This window comes from Thermanaeromonas toyohensis ToBE (genome assembly GCF_900176005.1).
GTDB classification, from domain to species: domain Bacteria; phylum Bacillota; class DSM-521; order Neomoorellales; family Neomoorellaceae; genus Thermanaeromonas; species Thermanaeromonas toyohensis.
The window spans coordinates 351,908-366,672 of sequence record NZ_LT838272.1 but is presented as its reverse complement, the minus strand read 5'-3'; the positions used below and the strand labels follow the sequence as shown (position 1 = coordinate 366,672).

General features: G+C 46.9%; 15 protein-coding genes. All 15 read right to left on the bottom strand.

Going from position 1 to position 14,765, the window contains the following annotated elements:
* Positions 1–15: 15 nt before the first annotated feature.
* Entirely contained in the window at positions 16–1,338 is a 1,323-nt protein-coding gene (locus B9A14_RS01815; protein WP_084663455.1) for a 4Fe-4S dicluster domain-containing protein, read from the bottom strand.
* Positions 1,339–1,355: 17 nt separating this feature from the next.
* Complete coding sequence (locus B9A14_RS01810; protein ID WP_084663453.1) at positions 1,356–2,777, bottom strand: aldehyde dehydrogenase; 1,422 nt, start codon at positions 2,775–2,777, stop codon at positions 1,356–1,358.
* 15 nt (positions 2,778–2,792) lie between these two features.
* Positions 2,793–3,041, bottom strand: coding sequence for a EutN/CcmL family microcompartment protein (locus tag B9A14_RS01805; protein ID WP_084663451.1), 249 nt, complete (start codon positions 3,039–3,041; stop codon positions 2,793–2,795).
* Positions 3,041–3,703 carry a phosphate propanoyltransferase gene (gene pduL / locus B9A14_RS01800; RefSeq protein ID WP_157109741.1) on the bottom strand — a complete coding sequence of 221 codons (663 nt, stop codon included), beginning with the start codon at positions 3,701–3,703 and terminating at the stop codon, positions 3,041–3,043. The genes B9A14_RS01805 and pduL overlap by 1 nt, the downstream gene beginning before the upstream one ends.
* A gap of 3 nt (positions 3,704–3,706) precedes the next feature.
* Positions 3,707–3,985 carry a BMC domain-containing protein gene (locus B9A14_RS01795; protein WP_084663449.1) on the bottom strand — a complete coding sequence of 93 codons (279 nt, stop codon included), beginning with the start codon at positions 3,983–3,985 and terminating at the stop codon, positions 3,707–3,709.
* 23 nt (positions 3,986–4,008) lie between these two features.
* Positions 4,009–5,037 (bottom strand): class II fructose-bisphosphate aldolase, encoded by a 1,029-nt coding sequence (locus B9A14_RS01790; RefSeq protein WP_084663447.1) that lies wholly within the window; start codon positions 5,035–5,037, stop codon positions 4,009–4,011.
* 17 nt (positions 5,038–5,054) lie between these two features.
* Positions 5,055–5,348 carry a BMC domain-containing protein gene (locus tag B9A14_RS01785; RefSeq protein WP_084663445.1) on the bottom strand — a complete coding sequence of 98 codons (294 nt, stop codon included), beginning with the start codon at positions 5,346–5,348 and terminating at the stop codon, positions 5,055–5,057.
* A 70-nt stretch (positions 5,349–5,418) separates the two neighbouring features.
* Entirely contained in the window at positions 5,419–6,492 is a 1,074-nt protein-coding gene (locus B9A14_RS01780; RefSeq protein WP_084663443.1) for an aldose 1-epimerase family protein, read from the bottom strand.
* Between the two features lies 1 nt (position 6,493).
* On the bottom strand, positions 6,494–7,573 hold the full coding sequence (locus B9A14_RS01775) for a uroporphyrinogen decarboxylase family protein (RefSeq protein ID WP_084663441.1): 1,080 nt from the start codon (positions 7,571–7,573) through the stop codon (positions 6,494–6,496).
* Positions 7,574–7,772: 199 nt separating this feature from the next.
* Positions 7,773–8,762, bottom strand: coding sequence for an ABC transporter permease (locus B9A14_RS01770; protein WP_084663439.1), 990 nt, complete (start codon positions 8,760–8,762; stop codon positions 7,773–7,775).
* Entirely contained in the window at positions 8,734–10,245 is a 1,512-nt protein-coding gene (locus tag B9A14_RS01765) for a sugar ABC transporter ATP-binding protein (RefSeq protein ID WP_084663437.1), read from the bottom strand. Before B9A14_RS01765 ends, B9A14_RS01770 begins: the two co-directional genes overlap by 29 nt.
* A gap of 73 nt (positions 10,246–10,318) precedes the next feature.
* Positions 10,319–11,335 (bottom strand): substrate-binding domain-containing protein, encoded by a 1,017-nt coding sequence (locus tag B9A14_RS01760; protein ID WP_084667000.1) that lies wholly within the window; start codon positions 11,333–11,335, stop codon positions 10,319–10,321.
* Positions 11,336–11,540: 205 nt separating this feature from the next.
* The gene (locus tag B9A14_RS01755; RefSeq protein WP_084663435.1) at positions 11,541–12,683 is read right to left on the bottom strand and encodes a type I phosphomannose isomerase catalytic subunit; all 1,143 of its coding nucleotides are present in this window, start codon (positions 12,681–12,683) and stop codon (positions 11,541–11,543) included.
* Complete coding sequence (locus B9A14_RS01750; RefSeq protein WP_084663433.1) at positions 12,676–13,608, bottom strand: carbohydrate kinase family protein; 933 nt, start codon at positions 13,606–13,608, stop codon at positions 12,676–12,678. Before B9A14_RS01750 ends, B9A14_RS01755 begins: the two co-directional genes overlap by 8 nt.
* A 67-nt stretch (positions 13,609–13,675) precedes the next feature.
* Positions 13,676–14,737, bottom strand: a complete 1,062-nt coding sequence (locus B9A14_RS01745; protein ID WP_197686546.1) for a LacI family DNA-binding transcriptional regulator — start codon at positions 14,735–14,737, stop codon at positions 13,676–13,678.
* Between the last annotated feature and the right edge of the window lie 28 nt (positions 14,738–14,765).

The following is a 14,765-nucleotide window of genomic DNA, read 5'->3' as shown; positions in this document are numbered from 1 at the left end:
TCGTTGTTCCTCCTTTTAGGCCCTAATTACAATAGTATCACCAACGTGCACTACTGTCCCCGCTATACTGGCGTGAAGATTGGCACCCATCTCATTTTCGGCTAATCGCCCGATCACTTCTCCCCGCGCCACCTTATCCCCCGGCCTAACCAGGGGTTGGACCGGTCGCCCAGCCCCTTGCTGCAGGGGTAATATAACCTGGCGTGGCTGATAAAGCTCAAGAGATAGCGGAGCTGGCCGCTCGTAGGGTAGAAGCCCTAGCCTTGCGAGAAGCCTGCTGGCTGGCACCTGGCGATGTTTCCTCCACGGCCTTACTTTTAGGAATCGGTTCTTTGGTTGTGGCCGGTATCCCTGCCGCTTTAATTCTGCTTTCAGGGCTATATTGACCTGGCGTGGGGACAATTCCAGCGTGCAGGCAAAAAGGTCACACAGTCCACACTCCGAGCATAAAAAGGCCGAGAGGATACTGGAACTATCGCTACTCACTCCATAGGTCACAGATCTTAACGTCTTGTGAGGTTCTATTGCCTGACCCAAAAGGTAGCGTGGGCAAAACTCTGTACATTCGCGGCACTGGCAGCAGGCCGCCAGGGCCCTTTTTAAGGCTACTCGGGCTGAAAGTTGCTTTCTTCGTGCTAAGGGATGTTGGGAGGGTAAAACTATCAATCCTTTGGTGGTTTTGGTCACTACTGCCTGGGTAGGTAGAATCGGCTTGCCCATCATAGGCCCGCCATCGAGTACAATAAAGTCTTGTGCCGTTGGGTTAACCAGGGCTAAAAGTTCGGCTACCGGAGTACCTATTGGCACTTTAAGGGTTAAGGGTCGAGCTACAGCCCCGGTTACCGTAACGTACTTATCCACTACCGGCCACCCTGTCAGGGCATTATATATATTAAATAGCGTCTCTATGTTTAAAACCAGCACCCCCACCTGGGGTGGAATACCTCCCTCGGGTACTAGGCGACCTGTTGTTTCAAAGACTAATACTTGCTCATCACCAACCGGGTAAACGTCAGGCACGAATTTAAGCTCTAGACCTGGATAGGAAGGCAAAAGCCTTTTTATTGTTTCTGCTGCTTCTAGGTACTTAGCTTTAAGGGCCACGTAAGCCCGCACCGCCCCTACCGCTTCCTTCACAGCTTTAAGGGCCTGTAATATAACTCCTGCTTCGGCGGCCAGCAATTGCCGGTCTACCTGTAGGAGAGGCTCGCATTCGGCCCCGTTGGCCACTACTATCTCGACCCTGGCCTTAAGCTTCAGGTGAGTAGGAAAGCCAGCGCCACCAGCTCCCACCACTCCGCCTTCCCACACTTTGGCCACTAGTTCCGGGCCAGTCAAGGTGTTTCACCTCAAATTTAAATAATGGTTAAATGCCCACCGAAGACTATGTTACGCTCACGGGTGTAGGTCCGGGGGGTGGTGATACCTTCGCCTGTAGGCCCAGCTACAGTCATGGTGGGCTTGCCTATGCCTTCTCCACCTAGGCCTACATAAGTAGGGACGTTTACAGCCAGCAAGGTGGTTTCCATGACACGGGCCATGGCGGCAGCTCGGGTAAAATCGCGGGTGTAAATTGCAGCCGTGTGCCTAAAACCGTGTTCTGCTTCTTTAGCTAATTTCAAAGCAGTGGAAAAGTCTTTTACTTTTACTACCGGCAATACAGGCATCAGTTGTTCCAGGAAAACCAAAGGATGGTCGGCCGGTACTTCTATCACTACCAGCCTTACTTCATCCCCCACCTTTACACCAATCTCTCTTAAAATTTTAGAGGGGTTTTGGCCGATAAAACGAGAATTGATGCGACCTTCAACTACCAGTAATTTGGTAAGAGATTCCATTTCCTGCCTGCTTGCTAGATAATTGCTTTGTCGCCCCATAGCTTCCAAGAAGGCTTCAGCTACGCTTTCGACTACAAAAACTTCTTTCTCAGCGATGCAAAGGAGGTTGTTATCAAAGGAAGCCCCTAGGGTGATATTCTTGGCCGCTAGCTCCAGGTCCGCCGTCTCATCCACGATGACAGGCGGATTGCCCGGCCCACCAGCGATACATTTTTTACCACTAGATAAGGCCACCTCCACTAGGGCTTGACCGCCAGTGGCTACTACCAAGTTAACCAAAGGTGAAGCTAGGGCTTGCCGTACGTTATCCAAATTAGCTGTACGACAGGTTACAGCCAGGTTAGCCGGTCCTCCGGCCCTCCTGATACCTTCGTTAAAGAGGCGCACCACCTCCTGGCAACACCTAACAGCACGGGGATGGGGAGCAAAAAATACGGCGTTGCCAGCCGCTATCATGGCTAGGCCATGGTTGACTGGCGAGGCTATAGGGTTAGTAACCGGCTCGATGGAAAGTATCAAACCAAAGGGCCCTCGTTCGGTCAAAATCATCCCCGCTTCGCCGGCATCTACTTTTTGTTCCAGGTCTTCCAGCCCAGGGGTAAGAAGAGCAGCATTTTTGTTCTTGATTATTTTATCTTCGTACCGACCCAGGCCTGTCTCTTCTATAGCTAATCGGGCAAGCCTTTCAGCATTTTCCAGGAAAATCTGGCGCAAGGAAGATATAATAGCCTTCCTGGCCCCTTTGTCTAATCTCATAAGCCTCGACTGGGCTTCTTGGGCTGCCTTGAGGGCAGCCTCCACAGTCTCAAAGATGCCCTCTTCTCCCCGAGGTTCCCAGGAGGCAGTTTGTGTTTCCGTCGGACCTTCGTTCAAATAGGGTCTAAGATTTTGCAGAACCTTAGCTACCAATTCGGCCAGGCGTTCTTCTTCTAATAACATGGTTATTCTTCCCCTCTACTGGTCTACAATCCCTACTATGGCAGCATCTACCGGAGCTTGGGGGTTGCCTATGGCCAGCCGGGCGCTATTACCCAGAACCACCAGTACTATCTCCCCTACCCCGGCGCCGATGTTATCCACAGCGACTAGATCTTGATGCGGCGAACGGGTATTAAGTGGCCTAACTATTAGAAGCTTTAGACCTGTGAGTTCTTTATGTTTGCGGGTGGAAACTACGGTGCCTACTATTTTGCCTATGAGCATCAAGTATCCGACCCCTGGATTAGTATTTTTACCCTATCGCCGCAGCGCAAACCAACTGCATTGGCGTCATCAGTGTCGATGTGCATTTCGGTACGGAACTTGGGGTGCACGCGCACTTGTACCTGGTGCAAGATAGCACCCCGCTCCCCTAGGGCTTGCACATCTACATAGTCGTTATCTTTTAAGCCCAGAAGGTAGGCGTCTTGGGGGGTCATGTGAATATGACGGTTCGCGATGATGGCCCCTTCTTTTAGCACTACTGCTCCTTTAGGGCCTACTACCACCAGGCCTGGAGAGCCGCCTAGATCCCCAGATTGCCTTACTGGAGGATCAATACCTAGGCGGAAGGCATCAGTCCGGGCTAGTTCTACTTGAGTTTGTTTTCTTTCCGGACCCAGGATGCGCACGTTTTCTATGGTACGCAAGTTGGGCCCCACCAGAGTGACCACTTCTTCAGCAGCAAATTCGCCAGCCATTAGGGGTCTAAGCGGGCGCAGTTGGTATCCGGGACCGTATAAAATATCTAGGTGTTCGCGACTTATATGAAGGTGGCGGGCCGAGACGCCTACCGGTATAAGTCTTTTTTGTTCCCTCAGTTCAGCTAGTACTGCCCGCGTGATAAGGATTACCAGCTTTTCTTGGGTTACTAAGCCTTGGAGCACCGATTATTCCCTCGCCGGCAGTATTTTTTCTAGGTCGGCATGGGGCCGTGGGATTACATGGACTGCTACTAACTCGCCTACTTTCTGGGCAGCCTGAGCTCCTACTTCAGTAGCTGCCTTTACTGCTCCTACATCACCAGTTACGAAGACGGTGACTAGGCCGGAGCCGATCTTTTCCAGGCCTAGGAGGCTTACGCTAGCCGCCTTTACCATGGCATCAGCCGCCTCTATGGCTGCTGTTAAGCCTTTGGTTTCTACCATTCCTAAAGCTCCGTTTAACATAGCTCAGTCCTCCCTTTTAGGTTTTAGGTTAGGTTTGTTTTTGAAGCCTTACCGCTACTGCCAAAGATGCGGATTTTTTTCTTTACTTCGGCTTTTATGCTTTCCCGAGCGGCAAGTACTAGCTCTGGGTAGCTCCAGGTAGTTGGCTGCCTGTGGGCTGATTTTAGGTTTAGCTCTTGTAACACCCGAGCCACTACCCGCTGAACCAACATTTCTATATCACCGGCACCGGGAGCAGGAAGGGATTCCCGCTGTATCAGGCAGGTGTCAGCGCAGGAAGGGTCACAGCTAGGTCTGTTACAAGTACACAGGGTTTCCTTCAGGGTCCCTACCGCAGCTTGGGACATGTCGGTGAAAATGTTAATCTTGGCAATGCCCCGGGCTATGCACTGACGGAAGTCTTCTTCGCTTAAACCTGAGCCGCCGTGCAGTACCAGAGGTATATTTACCCGCTCTTTTATGGCTTTAAGCCGTGCAAAGTCTAGCTTGGGTGGAAAGCGGTAAATACCATGCACGGTTCCTATAGCTACAGCTAGGGCATCTATTCCAGTCCGAGCTACAAAGTCAGCGGCTTGTTCTACGTCTGTATAACAGGCTGCCGGGTCTTCGATCCCACCCGCTCCACCTTCTGCACCTCCTACATGCCCTAGTTCCGCCTCTACGGAGACACCTAAAACCCGGGCTATTTTTACTATTTCTTGGGTACGGTATACGTTTTCTTCATAAGGCAGGGTAGAACCATCGAACATCACAGAGGTAAAGCCATAATGCATAGCTTTGATCAAGTCGGCAAATTCTTGGCCGTGATCGAGGTGGACGGCCACCGGTACAGGCGCCTCCCGCGCGGCCTTAAGCATGAGGGGTGCTATGGTCTCCAGGCTGATATATTGTTTGTGTATGGGTGCATAGGCTAAAATTATGGGAGCTTGCTCTTCTATAGCTGCACTTAAGATAGCGTCTAGCATTTCTACGTTGATTACGTTGAAAGCTCCTACTGCGTAGCGATTTTGAAAAGCATCTTGTAGAATTTCCTTTAGAGTTACTATCGGCATGGCGGATCTTCTTCCCCTTAGTCTACAGCGTCTTTCTTGGGGGTTAGGAGGTATTTGTCTAGCTCTTCATGGGGCTTAGGGATAAGGTGAAAGGCATGAACCCCTTTTACTGCGGAAGCAGCTTTTACTGCTGCCTCTAGTGCGGCAGTTACTGCCCCTACGTCGCCAGTAAAACGTACGGTTACCATACCGCGGCCCTTGGTCAGTTCATATCCTAATAAGGTTACATTGGCGGCCTTAACAGCGGTGTCGGCCGCAACAAGGGCAGCTGTCAGACCGCTAGTCTCTATAATGCCCAGGGCTTGACGCATAAAAGTCACTCCCAGTACCAGCTCTATTGCTCGCTTTCAATTCTTAAAAGTTCCGCGGAAGTTCCACTGGTCAAGCTACCTTTATACCTTCCCGGAAAATTTCTATCTCCTCCTTAGAAGCCAATACACCTATTTCCAACCGGTAGCACCTTTCTTCCCCTGGCAAAAGCACCACCAACGTTCCTCGCTCCCTCTCCCGTACCCTGCCCTCCACCCGGCAGTTGGCTGGCTCCAGGCCAGCCACATAGTTCCCCTCGTTAGTGAATTTCCACTGGATGAAATTGGGGAGGTTTTTCTTCTCGTAGCGCACATATACTCCCATATTTAACCTGGGATTAACCAGAGCTGCTTGAGTCCAACCTTCCTGGTCTACTTCGAGGTCGTGGTAAAAAACAGTATCTGGAAAGCCGGGAGTAGGACCTTGGTAAGTGCGATAATTAGCCAAGTCCTTAGCCGCCACTTCATCCCTGGGCTCTAGCCGGCGGCTAGGAGCTAGAAGTTCGGACCCCTCGTCTAAAACCGGAAAACCTATATTAATATGGTAAAGAAGCATATGGGGCACGGGAGTGAACCCTTCGTTTACCACTACATCCTCTAAAAAAAGGCGCTTTTCTCCTAAGTAGGTCCATATACGGCGCTTGAGTACCAGGTGGGGTCCGAAAACGGCGCTGGCCTCACGAACTTTACCTTGCACGCAGATTACATATTTTTCACCTTCCCAGTAGCCACCTGTGCCTACTTCTTCGGCTGGTATGTTCGAGATACGGCCGTGAAGCCCTAGCTCTTCACCATAATCTTCACAGGGCGTCCCTACCTGGGTAAGCCCGCAGGTTACTAATAACCCACCACCAAAATTTCTAAGCCATCCTAGCCCAGAAGGCTCATAATACTTAGGATGGGCCTCCCCTACCGGCGAATAAAAGGCTAGCGGTATCCCCTTGTACTCCGCAAGGCCAATATCCATCCCCCGGCCTAAGAGTACAACAAAGCGAAAGCCCGCACCTGTCCGCACTTCAGCAGCTTCCAAGCCAGCAGCCTTGCCTTCAGCATAAATGAACCGGGTAATGCCAGCTAGCTGTTTTATGCTACCACAATATCGTTTTATTCTACGAAAACTAATTTCCCCGCCCCAGGGCCATACCATTTTATGCCTTACTCCTTTTCACTTGCAATTCCATCAATTGTTCATAGGTACCATACTTTTCGGCCGCATTAACCAGGGCCCACATGTTTTCTTCGGGCGTGTTATAACCCATAGCACAGCCAGAACTTAAGAAAAGCCCAATACCTCCCGTAGCTTCAATAATATTTTTAGCTTGAGCCTCGACCTCTTCCGGCGTACCCCATACCAAAGGATCGCTAGGGTTAATGTTCCCCATTAATACTGCCCTGTTCCCAACAACTTTCTTGGCATAGCCCATATCTACTTGCCAGTCAAGCTCCAAAATATGTGCTCCAGTACTGGCCATATCTTCTAAAATAGCCGTGGTATTACCACAGATGTGAATGGAGAAAGGGATACCATAGTCCTGTACTTCTTTAGTCATGGTAATTTCATGTTCGAGAGCAAATTGGCGATACATTGCTGGTGAAATCAAGTTTGGCCCGGCAAAGGAATCACCGATTGAGGTAGCATGAGCTCCCGCATCCTTTTGGGCTTTGGCAAAAAGGGTACCAGCCTTCCTACACCAATCTAGAACCTTCCAAATTAATTCCGGCGGCGCAGTCACTAGATCAATCATGAATTGTTGAGTGCCGCGCAGTAAACAGGCTAAGTCGAATGGTCCTTGGTCAGCTCTACCCATAATAAATACATGATCACCAATTTTCTCTCTTAAGATGCGAGTAGCCTCTAACCATTCCGGCAAGCGACCAGAACTATATGGATCAGGCAATGGCAAATCTTCGATCTGCCGTAAATCTTTTAATACTGGCTGTTCTTCATCTACAATAGCTACATCATTCTCCCTCCAGATTACCTTAGCACCACATGCTTCAGCCAAAGTAGCATCATCAATATCAATAACAACGCCATCATAGCCATATTTAGCCTGGCAAATAAGGTGGGTTTCAGCCATAAGTTTGCCGCTTTTATTAATCTCTCCAATTTTATATCCTGCCGTGGCGCAGGCCACCATAAAGGCTTGAGGAACTACTGGCACTCGGTCTGGAATCTCAAACCGGAGAGTAGCCAGGCAGCGTTCAAGGGGAGTCATTTCGCGCATTTTTAACCACCTCAATATTTTTAAGTTCTATCTTAAGCTTTATTTAAAGAAACGTTTTAACCATAGCCCAGGGTTAACTAAAAGAATATCTTGGTTCTGGTAGAAAAACATTTCCCTGATAAGATGTCCCTGGTTAGCTAGATTGGCAAAAGGGTAAGAATCTTAAAAAGAAGAGTGGTTAGGGAATATTGAGGTTATCCTACTGTTTGGGCTGTGTTTGCATGGTATTTATGAGCACCGCTGCTAGTATCAATAAACCTCTTACTACGTATTGTACGTATTCATTGATATTGAGCAGGGTCATACCGTTTATTAATACACCTAGAAATGCAAGACCTATGAAGGTACCCCATACTTTGCCTATGCCGCCGAATAGGCTAGCACCACCGATAATGACCGATGCGATGACATTTAGCTCCCAACCTCTGCCAAAGGTAGAGGAACCCGCCATCACCTGAGATGATACTAACATACCAGAAAGGGCTGCCAGGACCTGTACAGCTATCATAACTGTAATTTTAACCCTTCGCACATTTATGCCTGAAAGGCGAGCGGCTTCGGGATTACCACCTACTGCATAAACTGCTCTCCCAAATTTTGTTCTGTTCATTATAACGGATATTATTATAAATACTATAACTAGTATAATGGCAGGTATGGGTATGGAAAATATGTGGCCCGCTCCCAGCATGTTATACCATCTGGGAAGTGTGGTAACAGGAAATCCTTTGGATATAATCGCCGTTATACCATACAAGGCATTCAGCATTGCCAGGGTAATAATGAACGAGGGTATTTTAAAAGTAGTCAAGAGCCATCCATTAAAAAGTCCTATTAATGCAGCTAGAACAAATGCGAGGACTATCCCTACAATAACTCCTGTCTCCATAGGCATTATACCGGCCTTTGCAAGGCTACCTGAGGTAAGGGCTATAATGACACCAGTCAAGGCTACGGTGGAGCCTATAGATAGGTCTATCTCTCCGGCTATAATTACCATGGTCATGCCAAAAGCTATAACTCCTTGTAAGGATATGTTTCTCAAGATATTAAGTAAGTTGCTAGGGGTCAAAAATCCCGGTGTCATAAGAGCTATGGCTATACTTATTACTAAGAGAATACATTCCAGCGTGTACTTATTTATTATCATTCTTATACCATTATTTGCTGTTCGTATTTCGAGCTTCAATTCTTCCCACTCCCATGCACAGTGAATATAGCTGTTCTATGTTCGTTTCTTCCGGCTTTACTTCTCCTATGATATGTCCTTGCCTCATAATGAGTATTCTGTGGCATATCTCTAAAAGTTCTTCTAGTTCCGATGATACTATGATACTGGATACACCCTTTCTTGACAGGTCCCAGATTATCTTAAATATTTGTTGTTTGGCATTTACATCGATGCCCCGGGAAGGTTCATCGAACAATATTATTTGGGGATCTGTATTTAACCACTTACCCACTACTACTTTTTGCTGATTCCCTCCTGAAAGGGAGGATACTGGATGGGTTATATCCGCTACCTTTATTTCAAGGTCTTTTACTTGTCGATTTGCAAAGTTATTTTCTAATTCAGGTTTTATGAAGGGGCCACTGGCTATTAAATCAAGACTTGCGAGACATAAATTGTCTCTTATTGAACCCATCAGGTTTAACCCTTCGTTTTTTCTGTCTTCCGGGCTCAACACAAGACCTTCTTTTTTCATTTTTATAGGATCAGGTTTGCTTATGTGTTTACCGTTTAATATTATCTCACCGTTATCTATGGGATCGGCTCCAAAAATAGATTTTAAAAGTTCCGTCCTTCCGGAGCCCAACATCCCAGCTATTCCCAGTATTTCTCCTTTTTTCAGCTTAAAAGATATGTTTTCAAAATAGTTCTTACGAGTTAGGTCTTTTACTTCTAATACTATTTCATCAGATATTTGGAGATCAGAAGGCCTGGTGTATATTTTAACGTCGCCAAACATCATTTTTATTATTTGCTCATGGGTGGCACTTTCCATAGATATGGTGCCTATTAGTTTCCCGTCTCTTAAGACCGTGCATGTGTCAGCTATCTCCCAAAGCTCTTGGAGACGGTGGGAAACATAGATTATAATGACATCTTTTTTCTTAAGTTCTTTTACCATTTTAAAGAGAGATTGGGTCTCATTATAAGATAAAGCCGATGTAGGTTCATCCAATAGTAATACTTTGGGTTTAAAGCTCATAGCTTTTACTATCTCTACCATCTGCCGCTGCCACATACTTAGATTATAGACTATTTCTTGCGGGGGAATATCTACTTTCATTTCTTCAAGGAGTTCTTTAGCCATGGCATAAGTCTTCTTCCAATCTACAAATCTCCCTTTCGTAGGCAATCTTCCCATAAAGATGTTTTCTGCTACTGTAAGGCCTGGTACGAGGCTAAGCTCTTGATATACGGTGGCTATACCCTTTAAAAAAGCTTCCGCCGGATCACTAAATTTAATGGGGGTACCATCTATCAAAATTTCACCCCTGGTGGGCTCTACCGCTCCAGAAAATATCTTTACTAAGGTGGATTTTCCGGAACCATTTTTACCTACCAATGCGTGGACTTTACCGCTTTCAAAAGATATGGATACGTTATCTAAGGCTACGGTGCCAGGATATATTTTTGTGATGTTACGTGCCTGTAAAACGCTCATCACATTTTACCTCGCATTTTAGGTGGGGATTTGCAAATCGCAAATCCCCACCTTTTGCATTTGTAATGCTTAATTATTTGCCCATTTTTGCTTTTAGATCGGCTTCAAATTTAGCTATACCGTCGGGATTTGAACGGCTTAAAACTACACCAGGAACTGGAATACATTTCCCTTGAGTACTACTTACATCTTCACCCTTAATAGCTTTTATGAGAGTCTCCATGGTTTTGTAACCCATAGTATACGGGTCTTGGCCTGTTACAGCTTGCAGTATGTTAGCGGGATCTTTTAACATAGCAACTATCTGCTCACTGGCATCTGTTCCAAAAGTAAATATTTTGCCAGCTTTACCTGCATTTTTGACTGCCATAGTAGCGCCTATCGTACCGCCTTCATTTGCAGCCCAGATGATGTTAACATCGGGATGAGCGGTGATGATATCTCCTGCTACCTGTATCGCTTTATCCTGCAGCCATGCATCTTGATCCGCCACAATTTCTACACCGGGTAGCTTCTTGACTTCTTCTAGGAAGCCACTGGTGCGGTCGCCGCTCTGCTCAGGAAGAAGCGATTTAAATTGGAGAATAGCTATTTTAGCTTTTCCGCCTAGTTTTTCTTGGATAAACTTAGCAGCTTCCTGACCTGTGCGCCTACCAAGTTCCTTCTGGTCAGAAGTATAGCCGCCTACAATAAAGGGAGCGTTTGTTAAGTTTGTATTAGATACAGCAATCTTTACTCCTTGCTCAGAGGCCCTTTTAAGCGTCTCCACCGAAGTAGTATTGCTCAAGGGAGCTATGGCAATACCGCTGACTTTCTGGGCAACATAGGTATTGATTAACTCTGTCTCTTTAGCCTGGTCATTATTGGTATTAGCTAGTAAGCATTCTACTCCCGCTGCCTTGGCCGCATCCTGGTAACCTTTCTGTAGCAACTTCATGAACTGGTCTTCCTGGAATACGACACCGGCAACTATTATCTTTGTAGGCTTAGATGAACCTTCGGTTTTTGTTCCCTCACTTTTCGGGCCTCCACATGCCACTAACGATAGAGCTAAAACTGCTACAATTGCCCATGCCAAAATGTTTTTCACACTTCTATAGTTTTTCATTTTAACCCCTCCGAGTAAAAAATTATCTTAAATTCAAAAACCTCCGGCTTACATTACTAATTACGTTCAATTTATAATAGTTTAGCTGTCATAAAAGATCATCCCCTCCCTTGCGCTAAAAGTTAACCCCGCTATAATTCTTGGTAAAAGTAGAGCAGCACATGACTCCTTTCCCGCTTCCATTACGTTATTTAGGTACGAGCAACATGCGTAAATCGTTCTGGATGACGTAACCACCAAGGGATATAATTCGCTCATCGTCTACCCCTGCCTCACGCAGGGGCTGTATGACATCCTCCCGTAAGTCCACCGGTACCATAGCGCGGATTAAGACCAACTCTGCTTCCGGTTCTACTGTCCACGAGTCCATCTTGGCCGGTATAAGTATGGATTCACCGGCTTTAACTTTCTCTATACCATCTTTGTAACGAAGTTGCCCTTGCCCCGCTACCGGAATCAATGCCGTAAACCGCCTCGGATCCCCAATTTCGGTCCAGGGTTCATGGAGGACCAACCGCTCCATGGTGAAGTAACGGCAGGCACATAGATACTCCTGGAGGTTTTTCCCTCTTTCTAACTTTATAGGTGGAATATCCTCTGGGTCTCCCTCCTGAATTACAGCCGCGGCCAAACTGTGCTCGATATCGCTTTTCCGCCTCTCTTCATCTATCTCCCAGTCCAGCCAGTCCCAGGCGAAGATAGCGTCACTATTTTGCTGCACTTCAACGATAAAGTTCCCGGCACCAATGGCATGGAGATGCCCGGCAGGAACGAAGTAAACATCCCCTGCCTTGGTCTTTAGCTTCTTCATGGGAGCAAAGGTATCGCCTTGTTCAATCAGCCTCCGGAACTCTTCTAGAGTAAGTCCCGGCTTACTCCCGCACCAAACTTCTGCCCCCGGGTCAGCCTGGAGAATATACCACGCCTCTGTTTTGCCCCGGTAGGGTAGGCCTACTTTGGCAGCATATTCATCATCAGGGTGAACTTGGGGAGGTAACACTTTAGCTGCATCTAGAAACTTTATTAAAAGGGGGAAGTAATTCCCGTAACGTTCCCAGATAACCTCTCCTACCAAATCAGCCTGGAGCTTATCCACTGCTTCCTGTAGGTTTAAGCCGGCTAGAGGACCGTTCTTAATGATTCCTTCAGAGCCAGGACAGGCACTGATCTCCCAGCTCTCGGCTACCGGCCGATCTTTCGGGATATCTTCTTTATTGAACATCTGAGCTATCTTGTAACCGCCGAAGGGATAAAAACGCAGGTGAGGTTTGAACTTGAGCGGGTAGAGCATAGTAAGTTCTTCTCCTTTCCTCATTAATTTCTTAAGCATTCGCTGCTATAAAAGCCTGAGTTTCTTCCCAGCTACGTATCCCGCTAGAAGCTCCTATAGCCGTAACAGCGAGGGCACCTACAGCGTTAGCTAGCTTGGCGGTACTTTCTAAATCCAGTCCCTTAACTAAACCAGCTAAAAAACCTGCTACAAAAGCATCTCCTGCACCTGTCGCATCTACAGCCTTGACACTAAATGCTGGAAGCATCAATTGTTCTTTATTTGTTCGAATATAACATCCCTTTTCACCCATCTTTATAGCCACTATTTTCACGCCAACTTCCAGAAAAACATCGGCCATTTCTTCTACCTTATCATAACCGCTTAACTTTCTAGCTTCTTCCAGGCTAGGCAAGAAAACATCCACATAAGGAAGACTCGGTTTTAAAACTTGCATCCACCTATCACTCGGATCCCAGGCTGTATCCATACTTGTAAGACAACCCATATCTTTGGCCTTTTTTAAAACTTCTGCTGTTGGTTCTCCATCAAACCCAGGCATGATCAGGCTTCCAGCAATATGCAGGATCCGTGCTCCCTTTACTATGTCCCAATCAATATCCTCGGGAGTCAGTTTGGCATTGCAACCTACATAATGGATAAAACTGCGCTCACCGTCTTCATTGACCATTACCATGGTGGCCGAAGTAGTAGTACTGGGATCCCGCTTAACTCCCCTGGTATCAATCCCTACCTGATTTAATCGGTTTACTATAAAGTCTCCCAGAACATCCCTCCCCACTTTACCTATAACCCCGGTTTTGATCCCTAGCTTTCTTAAAGCTATAGCCGTATTCACAGCACACCCGCCGGTATGAAGCTCCATCTCGTCTACTAAAACCAATTTCCCCTTTTCCGGAAGACCTCGTACCGGCCGCCCCACCAGGTCAGCTACCATAATGCCTAAACATATTACTTCCGCCACACTTCAAACTCCCCTTTAAAGAAACTTCTTTAATCTTTGGCAACGTTGTCAATCCCTGTAGAACACCCTACCTGAACCGCAATTCATGTTCCAACTTTCTTCGCAAGCATCCGCACGATTCTCGTATTATCAATTCCGTAGGTAATACAACAGCTTCTGCTCCTCCACTACGGTTTTCCATCTTGCTAAAAAGTAAACACGCTGCCTCCCGGCCTATAGTATAGGCAGGCTGGGAAACTACAGTTAAGCGAGGGCGAAAAGCATCGGCCATCTCAAAATCATCAAATCCCACCACGGCCACATCGCGCGGCACTTCTAATCCGGCATGGTTTAAGGCGCGTAAGGCACCCTGCATCATGAAGTTATTAGCAGCAAATATCGCCTGGGGCCGGCGTGGCTGCTTTAAAACTTCCTCGGTAGCGTGATAAGCATCTAGCACAGTTTTATTCCCTGTCTTGATTAATTCTGGTCTAGGCTTTAACCCCCGTTCCTGCAATGCTTTTTGAAAACCAGCAAAGCGTTCCTGGGCAGTTGTCAAGGCAGGCTCGTATCCGATAAAAGCTATCTCTTCATAGCCATGATCTAGAAGGTGAGAAGTAAGATCATAGGCGCCTTTCTCGTTTTCTACTTTAACTACAGGAGCGCTTATCCCCTCCGGGTAACGGTCTACAAAGACTAAGGGCAAATGCCCCGCCAGGTTTTCTAGATATTTTTGCGAACCGCTGGCCGGTACAATAATCATCCCCTCTACTTGCTTTTCTACAAAGACCCGGGCGTAAAGCTTTTCTTTTTTTAATACCTCATCAGAATTGGCTATGAGCACGCTATAATTTTTACTAACCGCTACATCTTCAATGCCCCGGACAATGGCGCTGTAAAAACTGTTAGTAATATCAGCAATAATTACGCCGATGGTATAAGTCTTTTTTACCCTGAGGCTCCGGGCGATGGCATTGGGCTGGTAACCTATTGCTTTAATGGCCGCTAATACCTTCTCCCGCGTCTCAGGTCTTACGTTATCGCTATTATTTATCACACGCGATACCGTCTTTAAGGAAACACCGGCAGCAATAGCTACGTCTTTTATGGTAGGAATAGATCTAAAAGTATCTTTTTTATTGTTCTCCAAAAATACCAGACTCCTCAGGCTTGATAAC

Bases quoted from the DNA above. Each gene is read 5' to 3' on its own strand.
- B9A14_RS01810 (WP_084663453.1), bottom strand. From the start codon at position 2,777: ATGTTATTAGAAGAAGAACGCCTGGCCGAATTGGTAGCTAAGGTTCTG.
- B9A14_RS01805 (WP_084663451.1), bottom strand. From the start codon at position 3,041: ATGCTCATAGGCAAAATAGTAGGCACCGTAGTTTCCACCCGCAAACAT.
- B9A14_RS01795 (WP_084663449.1), bottom strand. From the start codon at position 3,985: ATGTTAAACGGAGCTTTAGGAATGGTAGAAACCAAAGGCTTAACAGCA.
- B9A14_RS01790 (WP_084663447.1), bottom strand. From the start codon at position 5,037: ATGCCGATAGTAACTCTAAAGGAAATTCTACAAGATGCTTTTCAAAAT.
- B9A14_RS01785 (WP_084663445.1), bottom strand. From the start codon at position 5,348: ATGCGTCAAGCCCTGGGCATTATAGAGACTAGCGGTCTGACAGCTGCC.
- B9A14_RS01780 (WP_084663443.1), bottom strand. From the start codon at position 6,492: ATGGTATGGCCCTGGGGCGGGGAAATTAGTTTTCGTAGAATAAAACGA.
- B9A14_RS01775 (WP_084663441.1), bottom strand. From the start codon at position 7,573: ATGCGCGAAATGACTCCCCTTGAACGCTGCCTGGCTACTCTCCGGTTT.
- B9A14_RS01765 (WP_084663437.1), bottom strand. From the start codon at position 10,245: ATGAGCGTTTTACAGGCACGTAACATCACAAAAATATATCCTGGCACC.
- B9A14_RS01755 (WP_084663435.1), bottom strand. From the start codon at position 12,683: ATGCTTAAGAAATTAATGAGGAAAGGAGAAGAACTTACTATGCTCTAC.